Here is a 15,829-nt window from a genome sequence, read left to right on the forward strand (position 1 = left end):
GATTTCAGGTGTTGCTGGATGCCGACGTTTGACGACGACAACAGGCGGAAAGAGTGGAGCAGCTTCATCGTGGGACCAGGCCGAGGATGTCGTTGTAGAACGCCAGTCCCATCAGCCCGGCCAGGACCGCCAGACCGACATATTGACCGGCAATCATTGCCCGTTCGCTGATCGGGCTGCCCTTGACCAACTCGATAAGGTAATACAGCAGGTGCCCACCGTCCAAGATTGGAATGGGCATCAGGTTGATGATCGCCAGGCTGAGCGACACCAGGCCCAGAAAATACAGGAACCAGTCGAGCCCGCGTTCGGCCGAGGCGTTAGCGGCGCGGGCGATCGTGACCGGGCCGGAGATGTTCTTGACCGAGGCCTGGCCGGTCAGCATGCGTTTCATCATGCCCAGCGAGTCGGCGGTCATCCGGCCGGTTTCGCGGATCGCAGCGGGGACCGCCGCAAAGATGCCGTACTGCTGGCGGCTGTCATATTCCGGCGCTGGCGCGGCCGCCGGGCGCACGCCAAGCATCCATTGGCCCTGCGGCGACTTGCGTGGTGCGATTTCCAGCGCCAGCCGGTCTTCGCCGCGTGCCACCTCGATCATGCCCGGCCCGCCATGCGCGCCCAGCGCCTGCACCTGCGGAATGATGTCCTCGGCCGAGCGGATCGGCTGGCCATCGATGGCCACAATGCGGTCGCCGGGCTTGATCAGGCCATCGGCGACCGAGCCGGGCACCACCTTGTCGATCACCGGCGGCTGCAGCATGAACTGCCAGCCGATGCCGGCCAGCTTGGCCACGCGGCGCTCGTCGAAGCCAGCCGGCAGCTGCGACAGGCGCAGGGTGTGCTCGCTGTTGCCGGCGCCCTCGGATGCGGTCAGCACGCGGATGTCGCGCTTGTCCATGGCAGCGGCGGTGAGCTGCATGCTGGCATCGCTCCAGCTGACCACGCTGCGGTCGTCGATGCGCACGATGCGCTCGCCCGGCGTCAGCCCGGCGGCGGCGGCCAGGCCGTCGGCGCGGCCGATGGTGGCCGAATAATCCTGCTTGCCGACCACGAACATCGCCCACAGCATGGCCATGCACAGCAGCAGGTTGGCGATCGGGCCGGCAGCGACGATGGCGATGCGTTGCCACACCGTCTTGCGATTGAAGGCCTGGTCCTGCTCGGCCGGGTGGACATCGCCTTCGCGCTCGTCGAGCATCTTGACGTAGCCGCCGAGCGGAATCGCCGCGATCACGAACTCGGTGCCGTGGCGGTCGCGGCGCATCCACAACGGTTTGCCGAAGCCGATCGAGAAGCGCAGCACCTTGACGCCGCAGCGGCGCGCGACCCAGAAGTGCCCGAATTCGTGAAATGTCACCAACACGCCCAGGCTGACGATCATCCACCAGACCGAACCGATGAAATCACCCATGGATGCAACTCGGTTGCGTAAATCGATCAGGCATGAAGGCTGTGATGGGCGAGGGCGCGTTCGGTGATCTGCCGCGCTTGCGCGTCGGCAAAAAGCAGGGCGTCGAGGGTGTCGGCATTGTGCCGTGGAAGCGTTGTCAGTGTGTGTTCGACCAACGCGGAGATCGCTAGGAAACCCACTTGGCCCTGAAGAAACGCTGAAACAGCCACTTCGTTGGCCGCGTTCAGGATCGCCGGCGCAGTGCCGCCTGCGCGCAATGCCTCCCAGGCCAGGCGCAGACAGGGGAATGCGTCGGTGTCCGGCGCCTCGAAATCCAGCCGTCCCTGGGTCAGCAGGTCCAGCCCGGCGACGCCGGATTCGATCCGCTCCGGCCACGCCAGGCCAACCGCCAGCGTGGTGCGCATGTCCGGCAGGCCAAGCTGTGCCAGGGTGGAGCCGTCGACGAATTCGACCAGCGAGTGCACCAGGCTCTGCGGGTGCACCACGACATCGATCTGGGCGCCGGGCAGGCCGAACAGATGATGCGCTTCGATGACTTCCAGGCCCTTGTTCATCAAGGTTGCCGAATCCACCGAGATCTTCGGTCCCATCGACCACTTGGGATGGGCAACGGCTTGTGCGGGGGTCACTGCGCCGAGCGCAGCGCGATTCCAGCCACGAAACGGGCCGCCGGAGGCCGTCAGCACCACCCGCCGCACGCCGCGGCTGGCGTCGCAGGAGCGCAGGCACTGGAAGATGGCGCTGTGCTCGCTGTCGATCGGGATGATGTCCGCCCCGCCGGCTGCCGCGGTGCGGGTCAGCAGCTCGCCGGCCAGCACCAGCGATTCCTTGTTGGCCAGCAGCAGGCGCTTGCCGGCGCGGGCGGCGGCCAGGGTCGAGGGCAGGCCGGCTGCACCGACAATGGCGGCAACCACGGTGTCGCAGGCATCGCTGGCGGCCAGGGCGTCCAGCGCGGCGCTGCCGGCATGCGCCTGCGTGGCCAATCCTGCCGCGCGCAGGCCATCGCGCAGCGCCGGATACAGCGATTCGTCCGCGATCACCGCGTGCGCAGGGCGATGCGTGGCGCATAGCGCCAGCAGCTCGTCGACCTTGCTGCCAGCCGACAGCACGCTGGCGCGCAGCCGCTGCGGATGACGGGCGATCACATCCAGGGCCGATGCACCGATCGAGCCGGTGGCGCCGAACACGGCGACCTGACGGGGCGAGGAAGCAGCCATGCTCAGAATCCGAGAATTTCCTTGCCGAGTGCGAACACCGGCAGCGCGGCGAGCACGCCGTCGATCCGATCCAGGACGCCGCCGTGGCCGGGAATCACCGTGCCCGAGTCCTTGGCGCCGGCGTGGCGCTTGAGCAGGCTCTCGAACAGGTCGCCCAGCACCGAGGCCAGCACCGCCACCGCCGCGACCAGGATCAACTGCGGCACGTGCGCCAGCGTCAACCCGGCCAGCCAGCCGAACGCGCAGGCCACCGCGATACCGGCAACCATGCCGCCGAGCAGGCCTTCGATGGTCTTGTTGGGGCTGACCCGCGGCGCCAGCTTGTGCTTGCCGAACGCGCGGCCGGCGAAATAGGCACCCGAATCGGCCGCCCAGACCGTGGTCAGCGCGGTCAGTAGCCACAGGTTGCCCTTGTCCGGGCTGGCGTGCAGCAGCACCAGCGCGGCCCAGGCCGGCAGCACCGCCAGCGTGCCGGCGGCGAGCTTGAGTGCGCGTGCCTGGCCGTTGCCGTGATCGGCGCCGAAGGTGAAAAAGCGCAGCCACAGCAGCGCCAGCAACCACCACGCCACGCCCACCAATGCCGAAATCTGGAACAGCACCATGGAGCCGGCCGAGGCCCACACCATCAGCACCATCAGCAGCAGATTGAGCATCAGCAGCACGGTGCGCGGCAGGCTGTCGTCGATGCCGGAGAGCTTGAGCCACTCCCACAGGCCGGTCAGGAACAGGATCGCCGCCAGCGCCGCCAGCCATTGGGTCGGCAGCAGCACGATCGCGCAGATGGCGAGCGGCGCCATGATCAGCGCGGCAATCACGCGGGTCTTGGTCATGCGGAGGAGCTCTCCGTCGCCTTGTCGGCGATCTGGGCGCTGGTCAGGCCGAAGCGGCGTTCACGCCCGGCGTAGTCATCCAGCGCCTGCTGCAGCACGCCGGCATCGAACTCCGGCCACAGGGTTTCGGTGAACCATAGCTCGGTGTAGGCCAGCTGCCACAGCAGGAAATTGCTGATGCGGGTGTCGCCACCGGTGCGGATGAACAGGTCCGGCGCCGGCAGGTCGGCCAGGGCGACGCGGCTGGCCAGCAGCGCTTCGTCGATCTGCTGCGGTTGCAGGCGGCCGGCCGCCACTTCCTCGGCCAGCGCACGCGCGGCCAGCGCGATGTCCTGGCGGCCGCCGTAGCTGGCGGCAATGCTCAGCACCAGCCGCGAGTTGATGGCGGTGGCGCGTTCGGCAGCGGCCATGCGCTCGCGCAACGGCGCAGCAAAGCGGCTGCGATCGCCGATGAAGCGCACTTGCACGCCACGCCGCTGCAGCTCGCCGACCTCACGATCGAGCGCGTGCAGGAACAGCTTCATCAGCGCATCGACTTCCTCCTGCGGGCGCCCCCAGTTTTCACTGGAAAACGCAAACAGGGTCAGCGCCGACACGCCTTTTTCCAGGCAGAAATCGATGGTGCGATTGACCGCGCGCGCGCCGGCGCGATGGCCGATCATGCGCGGACGGCGCCGACGCTGCGCCCAACGCCCATTGCCATCCATGATGATGGCGATGTGGCGCGGGATCGCGTCGGTAGAAGGGACTGGATGCATGGCAGGGGATGCCACGATCAGACCGTCATCAGTTCCTGTTCCTTGCCCTTGACGACTTCATCCACGTCCTTGATCGCCTTGTCGGTGAGCTTCTGGATGTCGTCTTCGGCGCTGCGCGCTTCGTCCTCGGTGACCGCCTTGTCCTTGAGCAGATCCTTGACCTGCTGGTTGGCGTCGCGACGGATGTTGCGGATGGCCACCTTGCTGTCCTCGCCCTCGCCATGCACGGACTTGCTGAGCTCCTTGCGGCGCTCCTCGGTCAGCGGCGGCAGGTTCAGACGGATCACGGTGCCGACCACGGTCGGGGTCAGGCCCAGATCCGAGGCGTAGATCGCCTTCTCGACGTCCTTGATCATGCCCTTGTCGAACAGGCTGATGACCAGCGAGCGGCCTTCGGAGACGCTGATGCTGGCGACCTGGTTGAGGGGGGTGTCGGTGCCGTAGGCCTTGACCTTGATGCCGTCCAGCAGCGCCGGGGAGGCGCGCCCGGTGCGCACGGTGGTCAGGGAATGGCGCAGAGCATCGATGCTCTTGGTCATGCGCGTGAGCGCGTCTTGTTTGATCTGGTTGAGCATCGCCGGAATCCGTGTGGAGCTGAATCCGGGGATTATAGCCGGGACTGGGGTTTCGGGACTCGCCGGCCGGCAGGTGCCTGCGCAGCCGGTTCACCTGATGGCGCCGCGTCACGCCCGGCACCGCCATCGATCAGGCATCAGCGCAGTGCCTGGCACTGTGCTTTTGCGATTCCCGATTCCCGATTCCCGACGCTCAGCTCCGGCCCTGCACCAGGGTGCCGATCTGCTCGCCGTGCAGGATGCGCAACAGCACGCCCGGTTCGCTCATGCCGAAGATGCGCAGCGGCAGGTCGCTGTCGCGCGCCAGTGCGAACGCGGCCGTATCCATCACTTCCAGGCCCTGCATGATGACTTCGTCGTAGGTCAGGCTGTCGTAGCGCACCGCATCGGTGTGCTTCTTCGGGTCCTTGTCGTAGACGCCATCGACCTTGGTGGCCTTGAGCAACAGGTCGGCGCCGATCTCGATCGCGCGCAATGCCGCGCCCGAATCGGTGGTGAAGAACGGATTGCCGGTGCCGGCGGCGAAGATCGCGATGCGGCCTTTTTCCAGGTGACGGATCGCGCGACGGCGGATGAAGTCTTCGCACACGTCGTTGATCTTGATCGCGCTCATCACGCGCACCTTGGCGCCGAGCTTTTCCAGCGCGTCCTGCATCGCCAGCGCGTTGATCACCGTGGCCAGCATGCCCATATGGTCGCCGGTGACGCGGTCCATGCCGCTGGCGGCCAGACCGGCGCCGCGGAAGATGTTGCCGCCGCCGATGACCAGTGCAACCTGCGCGCCGGCCTGCTGCGCTTCGATCACTTCGTGGGCGAGACGATTGATGACCTTGGGATCGATGCCGTAATCCCCGTCTCCCATCAGCGCCTCCCCGGAAAGTTTGAGAAGAATGCGGCGATAGGAAAGTTCAGACATGGGAGACCTCGGGGGTGGGGGATCGGCAAACGCCGGCAATTCTAGCGGAAGCCTGTCACCGGGCGTGGTAAAAATTCCTTTGTGGCACCGTGGCGATGCCCTGCTCAGTGCGCGCGCGGGTTGGGCGGTGTCGGCACATCGGTCGCATCGTAGGCGGTGACGCGGTTGCGACCGCGATGCTTGGAACGATAGAGCGTGCTGTCGGCCGCCTGCAGCAGATGTTCGATGCTTTCGAACTGGCGGTCGCCACCGCCATGGGTGGCAAGCCCGGCCGAAAACGTGATGTGCAGTGGGCCGCCCTGCACCTGTGCCATCGGCGTGCGCACGGTCTCGGCCAGGATGCGTTCGATTACCATCAGCGCCGCGTCGGCGGTGGTGTTGGGCAGGATCACCAGAAACTCTTCGCCGCCGTAGCGTGCCACCAGGTCGCTGCTGCGCACCATGCGCTGCAGCGTCTGCGCGAAGTTGCGCAGCACCTCGTCGCCGATCAGGTGGCCATACGTATCGTTGACCTGCTTGAAGTCATCCAGGTCGATGAAGGCGATCGACAACGGCCAGCCCTGGCGCGATGCCAGCTCGAACTCGTGCTCGAGCGCAGTGCCGAGCTGATGCCGATTGAACACGCCGGTCAGCGCATCGCGGCTGGCCTGTTCGGCCAGATGGCGCATGCGGTTTTCCGATTCGTCGGCTTGCCGACGCGCTTCGGCAACCTCCTGTAGTTCGCGCAGGCTGCGCAGCATCGCCAGTTCGTGCGCCTGCTCGAAGATCATCTGGATGTGCTCGGGCTGCGGCACGCGGATGTCGAACAACGCTTCCAGTTCGGGCAACGATTCGGTGATGCGTTCGATCACCTTCTCGAAGCGTTCGGCATCCAGCTTCAGCACTTTCTGGGCCTGCTGCTGCGCCTGTTCGGTGGCGCTGACCGTACTGGCCGACAGCCAGATGTCGGCCAATTGCCCCGATAGCGCGACGCAGGCCATGAACGGCTCCAGGCTGGCCGGATCGTCTTCGCTCTGTGCAATGGCGTTTTGCAGATACGACGGCAACTGCCATTGATGCGCGAGCCAGGCGCCGACCTCGGCGTGGGTGGCGCCCAGATGCGTGCGCTCGGTGTCCAGCAGGGCAGCGTTGTCGAGCGCGCCTTCCAGCAGCGGTGCGTACACCTCGGGTGCGCCCTGCAGCAAGGCCAGCTTGCCGATGTCCTGCAGCAGCCCGGCCAGCATCAATTCTTCGGGCTTGCGAATGCCATAGGCCTGTCCCAGCACGCGGCTGGCCATGGCGCAAAGGCCGGCGCGGCGCCACACGCGCTCATGCAGCGGGTGCGCGGCGAAGGTGCTGCGCACGCCATGCACCATCGAAAATCCCAATGCCAGGCTCAAGGTCGCGTTGAGGCCGAGCATGCTCAACGCCTGGCCCAGGTTGTCGATGCAGCGGCGGCTGGCATAGAGCGGCGAGTTGGCCACCCGCAGCATGCGCGCGCTCAAGGCCATGTCCAGGGCGATGACCTTGGCCGTGGTGGTCATGTCCACGTCGACGTCTTGCGCCAGTTCGATGATGCGCAAGGCAACGCCGGGGGGAGACGGCAGGTTGCGGCAGTAGTGCAGGGCGGCCTGAAGGTCTGGTTGCATAAGTCGTCGCCGTCGGTTGTTGCAAGCATACAGCCGCGTTCGCCAAAGTGGCGCTGCGCGTGCGACCTGCGGTGTGCTTGCAGTGTGGGAAGCAAAACGCAAAAAAGCCGCGGCATGCCGCGGCTTTTTATCAGCGCTTGCGAAGTCCTCGCTTGCGACTGATCAGGCCAGACCGGCCTGCTTCATCACTTCGGCGGCGTAGTCTTCCACCACCTTTTCGATGCCTTCGCCAACGGCCAGACGCTGGAAGCCGATCACTTCGGCACCGGCAGCCTTGACGGCCTGCTCGACGGTCTGATCGGTGTTGAGCACGTACGGCTGGCCGTACAGCGTCACCTCGTTGATGATCTTGCTGATCTTGCCGCTGATGATCTTTTCCAGGATCTCGGCCGGCTTGGACTTGTCCTTTTCGGACATCTTGGCCAGTTCGATTTCCTTTTCCTTGGCAACGAACTCGGCCGGGACGTCGGATGCCTTGACGTGCGGCGGGTTCATCGCCGCGATGTGCATGGCGATGCCGCGCGCCAGCTCGATGTCGCCGCCCTTCAGCTCGACCAGCACGCCGATACGACCGCCGTGCACATAGGCCGCGACGTTGTTGGCGCTGTCGACACGCACCAGGCGACGCACCTGCAGGTTCTCGCCGACCTTGGCGATGACGGCTGCGCGGCGTTCTTCGATGGTCTCGCCGCTGTCGAGCTTGACGCTCTTGAGCGCTTCGGCGTCGGCGACGCCCGAGTTCAGCGCGGCGGTGGCCACGGTCTCGGTGAAGGCCAGGAAGTTCTCGTCCTTGGCGACGAAGTCGGTCTCGGAGTTGACTTCGACCAGCACGGCCTTGCCACCGGCCTGTGCGGTGGCGATGCGGCCTTCGGCGGCAACGCGGTCGGCTTTCTTGTCGGCCTTGGCCAGGCCCGACTTGCGCAGCCATTCGGCCGCGGCGTCGATGTCGCCTGCGTTTTCGACGAGTGCCTTCTTGCACTCCATCATGCCGGCGCCGGTGCGCTCGCGCAGTTCCTTGACCAGGGAAGCAGTGATTTCCATGGAATTACCTCATATGGACGAATGCGTGCGGCGGGGATGTTCCGCCAATGGGGAGACGGCGCAGCCGGCCGCCCCCGTAAATAGTCAGTGGCCTCGGCGACGGGGCGCGATGGACCCGTCGGGGCTGTGGCCGCACAGCATGGTGCGGCCACATTGCATGCCGATTACTCGGCAGCGGGGGTGGCAGCCGGAGCCTCAGCCTTCTTCTCGGCCTTCTTGGCCGGGGCGCGACGGCCCTTGCCTTCATCGGCGGACTCGGCCGAGAACTCTTCCTCACGCACCGATGCGGAGTTCGGCGCAGCAGCCTTGCCTTCCAGCACGGCGTCGGCAGCGGCACGTGCGTACAGCTGCACGGCGCGGATGGCGTCGTCGTTACCCGGGATGGCGTAGTCGACCAGGGCCGGATCGTAGTTGGTATCGACCACCGCGATCACCGGGATGCCGAGCTTCTTGGCTTCCTTGATGGCGATGTCTTCATGGCCGATATCGATCACGAAGATCGCGTCGGGCAGACGGTTCATTTCCTTGATGCCGCCCAGCGACGCATCCAGCTTTTCGCGCTCGCGACGCAGGCCCAGCACTTCGTGCTTGACCAGCTTTTCGAAGGTGCCATCGGTTTCGGCCGATTCCAGTTCCTTCAGGCGGGCGACCGACTGCTTGACGGTACGGAAGTTGGTCAGCGTGCCGCCCAGCCAGCGCTGGGTCATGAACGGCATGCCGCAACGTTCGGCTTCTTCCTTGATCGACTCGCGCGCGCTGCGCTTGGTGCCCAGGAAGAGGATGGTGCCGCGCTTCTGTGCGATCGAGGACAGGAAGTTCATCGCATCGTTGAAGAGCGGAACGGTCTTCTCGAGGTTGATGATGTGGATCTTGCCGCGCGCGCCGAAGATGTAAGGCGCCATCTTGGGGTGCCAGTAACGGCACTGGTGGCCGAAATGGACGCCGGCTTCCAGCATCTGACGCATGGTGACTTGGGGCATTGAAGTAACTCCGTAAGAGCGGAATCGCCGTGCGCGGCTTGTTGTCGAAAAGTCCGCACATGGATGTGCGGGCTGTTGCGAGGGACTCGCATCAAAACGCACAAGATTCCGGGGTTGGGCTTCCCTGTTGCCTCCGTGACGAACCCCTTGTGGGGGCACCCCGGCACGGATGGCGGCGACAGGTGTGAATTCGTCGATGACGTCCGACGTGGACGGCGCGATGCGCGAAAGACGCAAAACAGCCGACGGAGTATAGCCGGCGGGGCAGTCCGGTGCAATCGTTTCAATGCCGGCGTCCGCCAGGCCTTCAGGCCTGTGAATCGGGAATCGGGAGTCGGGAGTCGCAAGAGCTTGGCCGTCCTGACGCCCCGGACGCAGTCGGCGGCGCCGATGCGCCTGCCGATTTCCCACTCCCGATTCCCGATTCCTAGGGCTGCAGCGCCAGCGTGGTCTCGATATCGCTGTTGACGCGTGCCACGAAACGGCCCTGGCCGACGGTCAGGTTGGCCGGCAATGCCCACTGGCGGGTCTGGCCGGGCAGGACGTAGCCGGCCAGGTTGTCGCCAATGCTGCGGCGGGTGCCGCCGGCATCGATGTAGGCCAGGTCGGCCAGGCGTGCGTGGTGAGGTCCGGCGTTATGCACGTTCAAGACAAGACCGGCGCCATCGGCCGACAGGGTTGCCCGCAGGGCCGGGTGCGCATCGCCCGGCGCGCTGGGCAGGACGAACACCGGGGTGGAATACCGCAACAGTTCGGTGTCGCCTTCCGAGGCATGCTGGGTCACCACCAGCCGGTAGCTGTCTTCGGTCTGTTCCGGACTTGGGCCCAGACGGATCACTCGCAACAACTGCCGCCCTTGCGGCGGGATTTCGAAATGGGTGGGACTGACGGTGGCGCCTTTGGCGGGCTCAAGCAGTTCACGGTCGCCGTCCTGGCTCCAGCGGTAGAGCTTGGCTTCGGCGTGCCACGGCACTGTGGCCTGGTTGTACAGCCAGACGGCAGTCTGGTCGCTGTCGGCGGGAATATGCGCGGTGGTGGGGGCAATCGCGATTTCGGCAGCGGCGACGCTGCCATTCGGTGCCAGGCAGGCCATTGCGAGCGCGAGCCAGCAGCCAAGCAGGCGGGGCGTGGTCATGGTCAGAACGCAATGGTGGTCATGCGTGCCGCACTGGCGGGCGCTGGCCCGGCGAGTGCGCTGGCGTCCTGGCCGGTGCTGGTGGGGGCTTCGGTGGCGCGTGCGGGCTGGGCGATCGCCATCGGCGTGCCCCTGGAGCAGCTGGCGCGTGGCGGAGTGGTGCGCAGCTCGCACCCGCTGAGCAGGCGTAAGCCGATATGCAGGGTGGAATTCTCCGGGCCAAGGCTGGCAGCCGCGCTGGCCGCCGTCGCGGTGAGGACGAGCGCAACCAGGGTCAGACTTCTAAAGACGGTGACCAGTGTCATGGAGGCAATCGTTTGCATTGGAGACGTAACAAATAGCGACGTTCCCAAAGCGAACTTTATTAACTGTCAGTAAGTGATGGAGACGGTCACCGTGTCGTTGTAGGCCCCTGCGATGGGCAATTGCGCGCCTGCCGCGCGCCCGTAGACGGTGACCGTCTGGGTCGCGCCGTTGCCGGTGCCGGCGAGCGTGTCCACGCCGATCGTGGTGCCCCAGAGGTTGGCGCGACCGGCATCCCGGTAGAGTTGGTAGGCGACATAGTTGGCGCTGGAGGCGTGGCGCATGCGTCGGGTGCCGCCGCTGGCGTTGACGCCGTTGTCCAGGCCGATGTTCCAGGCGGTGCGGTTGGTGCAGGCCAGGCTGATGGTGGAGGTGCGGTCGATGGCGGTGTTGATGCTGCCGGCGATGCTGCCGAAATCCAGGTCGGTGGTGACATAGGTGTTGCAGCGTGCCGGCACGTTGGCCGAGGCGGTGAACGGGAACGCGTTGCTGGCGGTCTTGCTGCCGCTGCCACCGGCCGTACAACTGCCCGGCGCCGGTGGGACGCCGATGACGCTCTCGTTGTAGGAATAGCGCAGCACCGTGTCGGCCCCGCCGAACGTGCTGGTGTGGTTGCCGATCGACAGGATCTGATTGGTCGGAATGCGCCCGTACAGCGTGACGCTGGTGGTTTGCGAGCCGCCGGTGACCACCGGGACACCGTACGACAGCGTCAACAGAACCGGCGAGGGGGTGGTCGATGCGGTGGCGCCCCAGACCTGGGTGCGTGAGGCATCCCTGTAGATCTGGAAGTCCAGGCTGTCGCTGGTGGAGTTGCGCATGCGGCGCGGTGCATACAGGCCGCCGCTGGCGCTACCGGGCCCCAGGTCCAGGCACAGGCTCACCTGTGCGTAGCCCAGGACACTGAGCGCGGCGGTCGCACAGGAGACGCTGAGCGTTGCCACCGCATCGGTGGTGCCATTGGCGGCGACATTGCCGAACGCCAGCGCCGTGCCCAGGGTGGCCGTGCAGGTAGTGTCGGCCCGGGCCGCCTGGCTGGGTGCAAGCCACAGCGTGGCGATGGTCAGCGCCAGCAGCAGGCGCCAGGGTGCGTGCCTGGTCATGGCGTCTTCTGCTCACCCAGGCACGGCAGCGGACCGACGCGCGGAATCCCGCCGGGATTGGAGGGGTAGGCGAACTGCGCGGTGCAGCGCCCGTTCGGCGACTCGACCAGGATGCGGTTGTCGTGCTGCAGGTTGTCCAGATAGGTTTCGCCGTCGTAGCCGACCACCACGCGCTCGGCGTCGCCCTCGCGCTGCACCACGCTGCCGACCGGCAATGGCACGCCTTGCGCGTCGTGCAGCACGATGATCGCCGCGCGCACGCGGGTGATGCCGAAACGCACCGCCACCCCGGACTGCTGGCGCGGGGTGACGGCGGTATCGACGCGGTCCACGCGCAGATCTGCCGGCAGGTTCAAGGTGTCGATGGACAATTGATTGCGTTGCCACGATTGCAGCGGTGTCACCAGCAGCATGCCACGTGCGTCGGTGACGCCGATCAGGCGATTCTCCAGCCGTACCGGAATGCCGGCCTGGCCGTCGGTGGAGACCACCGCAAACGCATCCTGGATATCGCGCGCGGCAAAGCCGCGACCGTTCATCCACACCAGGCTGCCACTGGCGCTGGCATAGCCGAAGCTGTCGCCGTCCTGATTGGCCGCGCCGAGGTTGTAGCGGCCGATCCGATTCAACCAGCCCAGTTCGGCCAGCCCGCCGTTGGCATCGTCGCCGGCACGTCCCTGCACGCGCCAGCCGAGGCCGCCCAGGTCGCCGTCGCCGGGCAACGGCTGGCTGACGTCGGCGACGAATCCGGTGCGGTTGCCGTTGCGCTGCATCGATGCACTGGCCTGGCGCAACTCGCCGAAGGTGGTCGACAGCGACAGGTACAGGCTGCGATCGCTGCGGATGTCCAGATTTTGATTGCCGGACAGGTTGGCGGCCCAGTTGCGCCCGAAACTGCGCGACCAGAACAGGCTGGCGTAGCGCGAGGTGTCGCCCTGCGGATAACTCAGCCGCACGTAGCTGGTGCCCAGCGAGCCGATCGGATTGACGTTGACGCCGAATACCGCGCGGTCGCTGATGCGTGCCGGCAACGCGCCTTGCAGCGCACCCAGGTCGCGGTAGTCGCCGTGGGTGCGCTGGGTGCCTAGGTTGAAGTTGAAACGACGGTTGTTCCAGGCAAAGCCCAGCACATACTGGCCGCCGCGCAGCGCGTCCATCTGGCTATGCGCATAAGCGGCATTGACGACGCCGCCGCGCCCCAGCAGCCACACGCCGCCGGCGCCGGCATTGACCACGCCACCGCCGGCTTCGGCATGCGCTTCGATGGTGACGTCCTCGCGCAGTCCCTTGCGCAAGGTGGCGCTGGCCACGGTGCGCGATTCGTAAGAAAACGAACGCACGCCGTAGTCCTGGCGCAGATGGCCAATGCCGGCCGACCACTCGGAAATGCCGCGCGCCAGCAACTGCGGCGTGCCGTAGAACGCAAAATCCAGCCGACGCACCTGGCCGAAGGCATCGGTCACCACGATCTGCGCCTGGCCGGTGCCGCTGATGCCTGGTTGCGCGGCCAGTTGGAACGGGCCGGCCGGCACCTGGCCGCTGTACTGGCGCAATCCATCGACGTAGAGCTCCACGGTCGACGGCACCACCGCTTCGCCCAGGAAGCTAGGCGTTGGCGTCAACACGCGGTACGGCTGCAACGCGTAGTTGCGGCCGATTTGCACGCCGCCCAGGCGGATCGAGCGACTCCAGTCGACAAAGCCGCTATAGAAGTCGCCGACGGTGAGGCTGGTGGCGCTGTCGGGAAAATCCATCTGCCAGGCGCTGTCCAGGCGCACCGCTTCACTGCGCCAGCGCCCGTCCTGCGGGCGGTCGTAGGCCAGGAACACGGCGGTGGTGTCGACCATGCCGCGGCCGATGCCGAAGCCGCGCAATTCGGTGGCCAGCGATACGTTGCTGGAGCCGGTGTTGCGCGTTGCATAGAAGTCGTAATTGAGCAGCATGCCGGGCGAAGCGGTAGCGCTCGGCGGAGCGACCTGTTCGGCCTTCAGGACCGTGGTGGAGAGCGACAGTTGCGCCAACGGCACCTGCAGCGCCAGCCGCTGCAGCGCGGCGTCGTAACGCACTTCCACATCGGGCAGTCGGTCCAGGTCGAGCAGTTCGCCGGCAGTACGGTCGGCCAGCACGAAGCCCAGCTTGCGCAGCGTTTCGACCGAGCCACGCAGGTGACCGTCGATCAACTCGAACGGCGCCAGGCCGCGCTCGGCCTGATTCAGGGTGACGTCCAGATACAGCGTCTGCGGCAGGGCCGCAGCGCTTTGCTGCGCCTGATCCGGGAGCGTTGTCATGTCGGCCAGGTCGCCGGATGCGCCGTAGGCCAGGCTGGTGGCGGTCGCGAGCAGCGTCATCGCCAGCCGGCCCGCATCACGGCGCTGCTGGCGCTGCCAACAGGGTGCGTTCGTCCGCCTCACCATTGATCCTTGCGATGATGGTGCCGTGCCCGAACTGGGCCAGCGGTGCGCCGAGCGACCAGCGCATGGTCTGGCCGGCCAGCACATAGCCGACCAGGCCGCTCAATGCGGTTTTGGTCGCCCCATCGACCTGATGCCGCAGGTCGGCGACCTGGGCGTGCCCATCGCCGGTGTTGCTGATCTGGATCTGCGCATTGCCGTCGCTGCCGGCGATCACCTGGGTGCGCAAGATCGGCATGGGGTCGGTCTTGCCGGGCGGCAGCACGAAGATCGGCACCGAGTAGCGCAGCACGAACTGCATGCCCTTGCGGTCCGCATCGGCGCTGGGCAGTTCGTCGACGATGATGCGGTAACAGGCCTCCTGGCCGGTCGGCGCAGGCCCGGCGCGAATCACCCGGATGAGCTGGCGTTCGCCAGCGGCCAGGGTGCGCATCGGCGGGCTGATCAGCAGTTCCTGGGTCGGGTCGAGTTGGTCCTTGCCGTCGATCTGCGTCCAACGGTAGGCACGGGTCTGCACCTGCACCGGCGCACTGCCGCTGTTGCTCAGCCACAGCCCGTCGGCGGATTGCTGCGCGCTCAGCGTCAGCGAGGTCGGTGCCAGCTGCAGACTGGCGGCGTGCGCGGCCTGCAGCGACCACGCACTGGCCAGCGCCAGCAGCACGCTCAGTGCGGTCGGAGCCAGCCATGTCGGCAGGCGTGATGACAGCTGGTGCAGTGTCATGCGCGTGCTCAGTAGACGATCGTGGCGGTGATCGTGTCCTGGTAGGCACCGGTGGCGGGATTGTTGGCGGACGGGTTGGTCACACGGCCGTAGACCGGGTAGACCTGGTTGATGCCGGTCGCGGTGCGGCTCAGCGTATTGGTGCCGGTGGTGCTGCCCCAGACCGTGCTGCGTCCCAGGTCCTGGTACAGCTGGTAGGCAATGAAGTTGTTGGTGGTGACCAGCGCGTCGGTGTTCTTCATCCGGCGGGTGGTGACGTCGTTGGAGGTGCCGGCATTGCTGCCCGCGCTCAACGCGATGTTGTACGGGGTCAGCGCGGTGCACTGCGCGGTCACGCTGCCGTTGGCATCGGCATTGGCGGTCGAGGTCGAGAGCACCGAGCCGAAGTCGACGTCGGTGGCAGAGGCCGCGGTGATGGTGCAGGCCTTGGTGACGGCGATCTTGACATTGAATGTGGTGGTATCTGCCGCACTGGCAACGCCAATGGTCGACAGCAGGCCGAGGGACAGCAGGACAGGGCGGACAGTGCGCATGGACATTTCCTTGACCAGTCTGGTCATTTAAGTGCGACGGGACGTCGTGCTGAAGGCAATGCATCAGCCGTGCCATTAATTAACGCCGCTTTCACATGGCTCTAAAGGCTCCCGGCAAGGCTTTTTTTCAAAGTGCGACGTCCATTACTTGACGTCGTTCGCCATCGGATTGGCGGAATTTGCGCTGGTTCACAGAAATGTCTGGTTCCGTGTCAGATTGCTGTTCTCCTGTCCGCTTGCGCTGCGTCGCACCGCGGGCGTTCAGAT

15 protein-coding genes are annotated in these 15,829 nt (G+C 66.2%); all 15 read right to left on the minus strand.

Features of this window, described 5'->3' with window-relative positions; genetic code table 11:
• Nucleotides 1-64 precede the first annotated feature (64 nt).
• Nucleotides 65-1,411 (minus strand): RIP metalloprotease RseP, encoded by a 1,347-nt coding sequence (gene rseP / locus GGR62_RS00645; RefSeq protein WP_184405907.1) that lies wholly within the window; start codon nucleotides 1,409-1,411, stop codon nucleotides 65-67.
• A gap of 26 nt (nucleotides 1,412-1,437) precedes the next feature.
• Nucleotides 1,438-2,628, minus strand: a complete 1,191-nt coding sequence (locus tag GGR62_RS00650; protein WP_184405910.1) for a 1-deoxy-D-xylulose-5-phosphate reductoisomerase — start codon at nucleotides 2,626-2,628, stop codon at nucleotides 1,438-1,440.
• A 2-nt stretch (nucleotides 2,629-2,630) separates the two neighbouring features.
• On the minus strand, nucleotides 2,631-3,458 hold the full coding sequence (locus GGR62_RS00655) for a phosphatidate cytidylyltransferase (RefSeq protein WP_184405912.1): 828 nt from the start codon (nucleotides 3,456-3,458) through the stop codon (nucleotides 2,631-2,633).
• The gene (gene uppS, locus GGR62_RS00660) at nucleotides 3,455-4,216 is read right to left on the minus strand and encodes a polyprenyl diphosphate synthase (RefSeq protein WP_184405914.1); all 762 of its coding nucleotides are present in this window, start codon (nucleotides 4,214-4,216) and stop codon (nucleotides 3,455-3,457) included. Before uppS ends, GGR62_RS00655 begins: the two co-directional genes overlap by 4 nt.
• 17 nt (nucleotides 4,217-4,233) lie before the next feature.
• Nucleotides 4,234-4,791 (minus strand): ribosome recycling factor, encoded by a 558-nt coding sequence (frr, locus tag GGR62_RS00665; protein WP_184405915.1) that lies wholly within the window; start codon nucleotides 4,789-4,791, stop codon nucleotides 4,234-4,236.
• Between the two features lie 193 nt (nucleotides 4,792-4,984).
• The gene (gene pyrH, locus GGR62_RS00670) at nucleotides 4,985-5,707 is read right to left on the minus strand and encodes a UMP kinase (RefSeq protein WP_184405917.1); all 723 of its coding nucleotides are present in this window, start codon (nucleotides 5,705-5,707) and stop codon (nucleotides 4,985-4,987) included.
• Between the two features lie 104 nt (nucleotides 5,708-5,811).
• Nucleotides 5,812-7,335, minus strand: coding sequence for a GGDEF domain-containing protein (locus GGR62_RS00675; protein WP_184405919.1), 1,524 nt, complete (start codon nucleotides 7,333-7,335; stop codon nucleotides 5,812-5,814).
• Between the two features lie 162 nt (nucleotides 7,336-7,497).
• Complete coding sequence (gene tsf / locus GGR62_RS00680; protein ID WP_184405920.1) at nucleotides 7,498-8,376, minus strand: translation elongation factor Ts; 879 nt, start codon at nucleotides 8,374-8,376, stop codon at nucleotides 7,498-7,500.
• Between the two features lie 164 nt (nucleotides 8,377-8,540).
• A complete protein-coding gene (gene rpsB, locus GGR62_RS00685) occupies nucleotides 8,541-9,356 on the minus strand; it encodes a 30S ribosomal protein S2 (RefSeq protein WP_184405922.1) in 816 nt (271 codons plus the stop codon).
• A 427-nt stretch (nucleotides 9,357-9,783) separates the two neighbouring features.
• Entirely contained in the window at nucleotides 9,784-10,491 is a 708-nt protein-coding gene (locus tag GGR62_RS00690) for a fimbria/pilus periplasmic chaperone (protein ID WP_184405924.1), read from the minus strand.
• Between the two features lie 2 nt (nucleotides 10,492-10,493).
• The gene (locus GGR62_RS00695) at nucleotides 10,494-10,814 is read right to left on the minus strand and encodes a hypothetical protein (protein WP_184405926.1); all 321 of its coding nucleotides are present in this window, start codon (nucleotides 10,812-10,814) and stop codon (nucleotides 10,494-10,496) included.
• A gap of 48 nt (nucleotides 10,815-10,862) precedes the next feature.
• Nucleotides 10,863-11,897, minus strand: coding sequence for a spore coat U domain-containing protein (locus GGR62_RS00700; protein ID WP_184405928.1), 1,035 nt, complete (start codon nucleotides 11,895-11,897; stop codon nucleotides 10,863-10,865).
• Nucleotides 11,894-14,245, minus strand: a complete 2,352-nt coding sequence (locus GGR62_RS00705; protein ID WP_184405931.1) for a fimbria/pilus outer membrane usher protein — start codon at nucleotides 14,243-14,245, stop codon at nucleotides 11,894-11,896. The genes GGR62_RS00700 and GGR62_RS00705 overlap by 4 nt, the downstream gene beginning before the upstream one ends.
• A gap of 16 nt (nucleotides 14,246-14,261) precedes the next feature.
• The gene (locus tag GGR62_RS00710) at nucleotides 14,262-15,029 is read right to left on the minus strand and encodes a molecular chaperone (protein WP_184405933.1); all 768 of its coding nucleotides are present in this window, start codon (nucleotides 15,027-15,029) and stop codon (nucleotides 14,262-14,264) included.
• A gap of 8 nt (nucleotides 15,030-15,037) precedes the next feature.
• Complete coding sequence (locus tag GGR62_RS00715) at nucleotides 15,038-15,589, minus strand: spore coat U domain-containing protein (RefSeq protein ID WP_184405935.1); 552 nt, start codon at nucleotides 15,587-15,589, stop codon at nucleotides 15,038-15,040.
• Nucleotides 15,590-15,829: the final 240 nt, after the last annotated feature.

This window comes from Xanthomonas sp. 3075, from assembly GCF_014197275.1.
In the GTDB taxonomy this organism is placed as follows: Bacteria; Pseudomonadota; Gammaproteobacteria; order Xanthomonadales; family Xanthomonadaceae; genus Xanthomonas; species Xanthomonas campestris_B.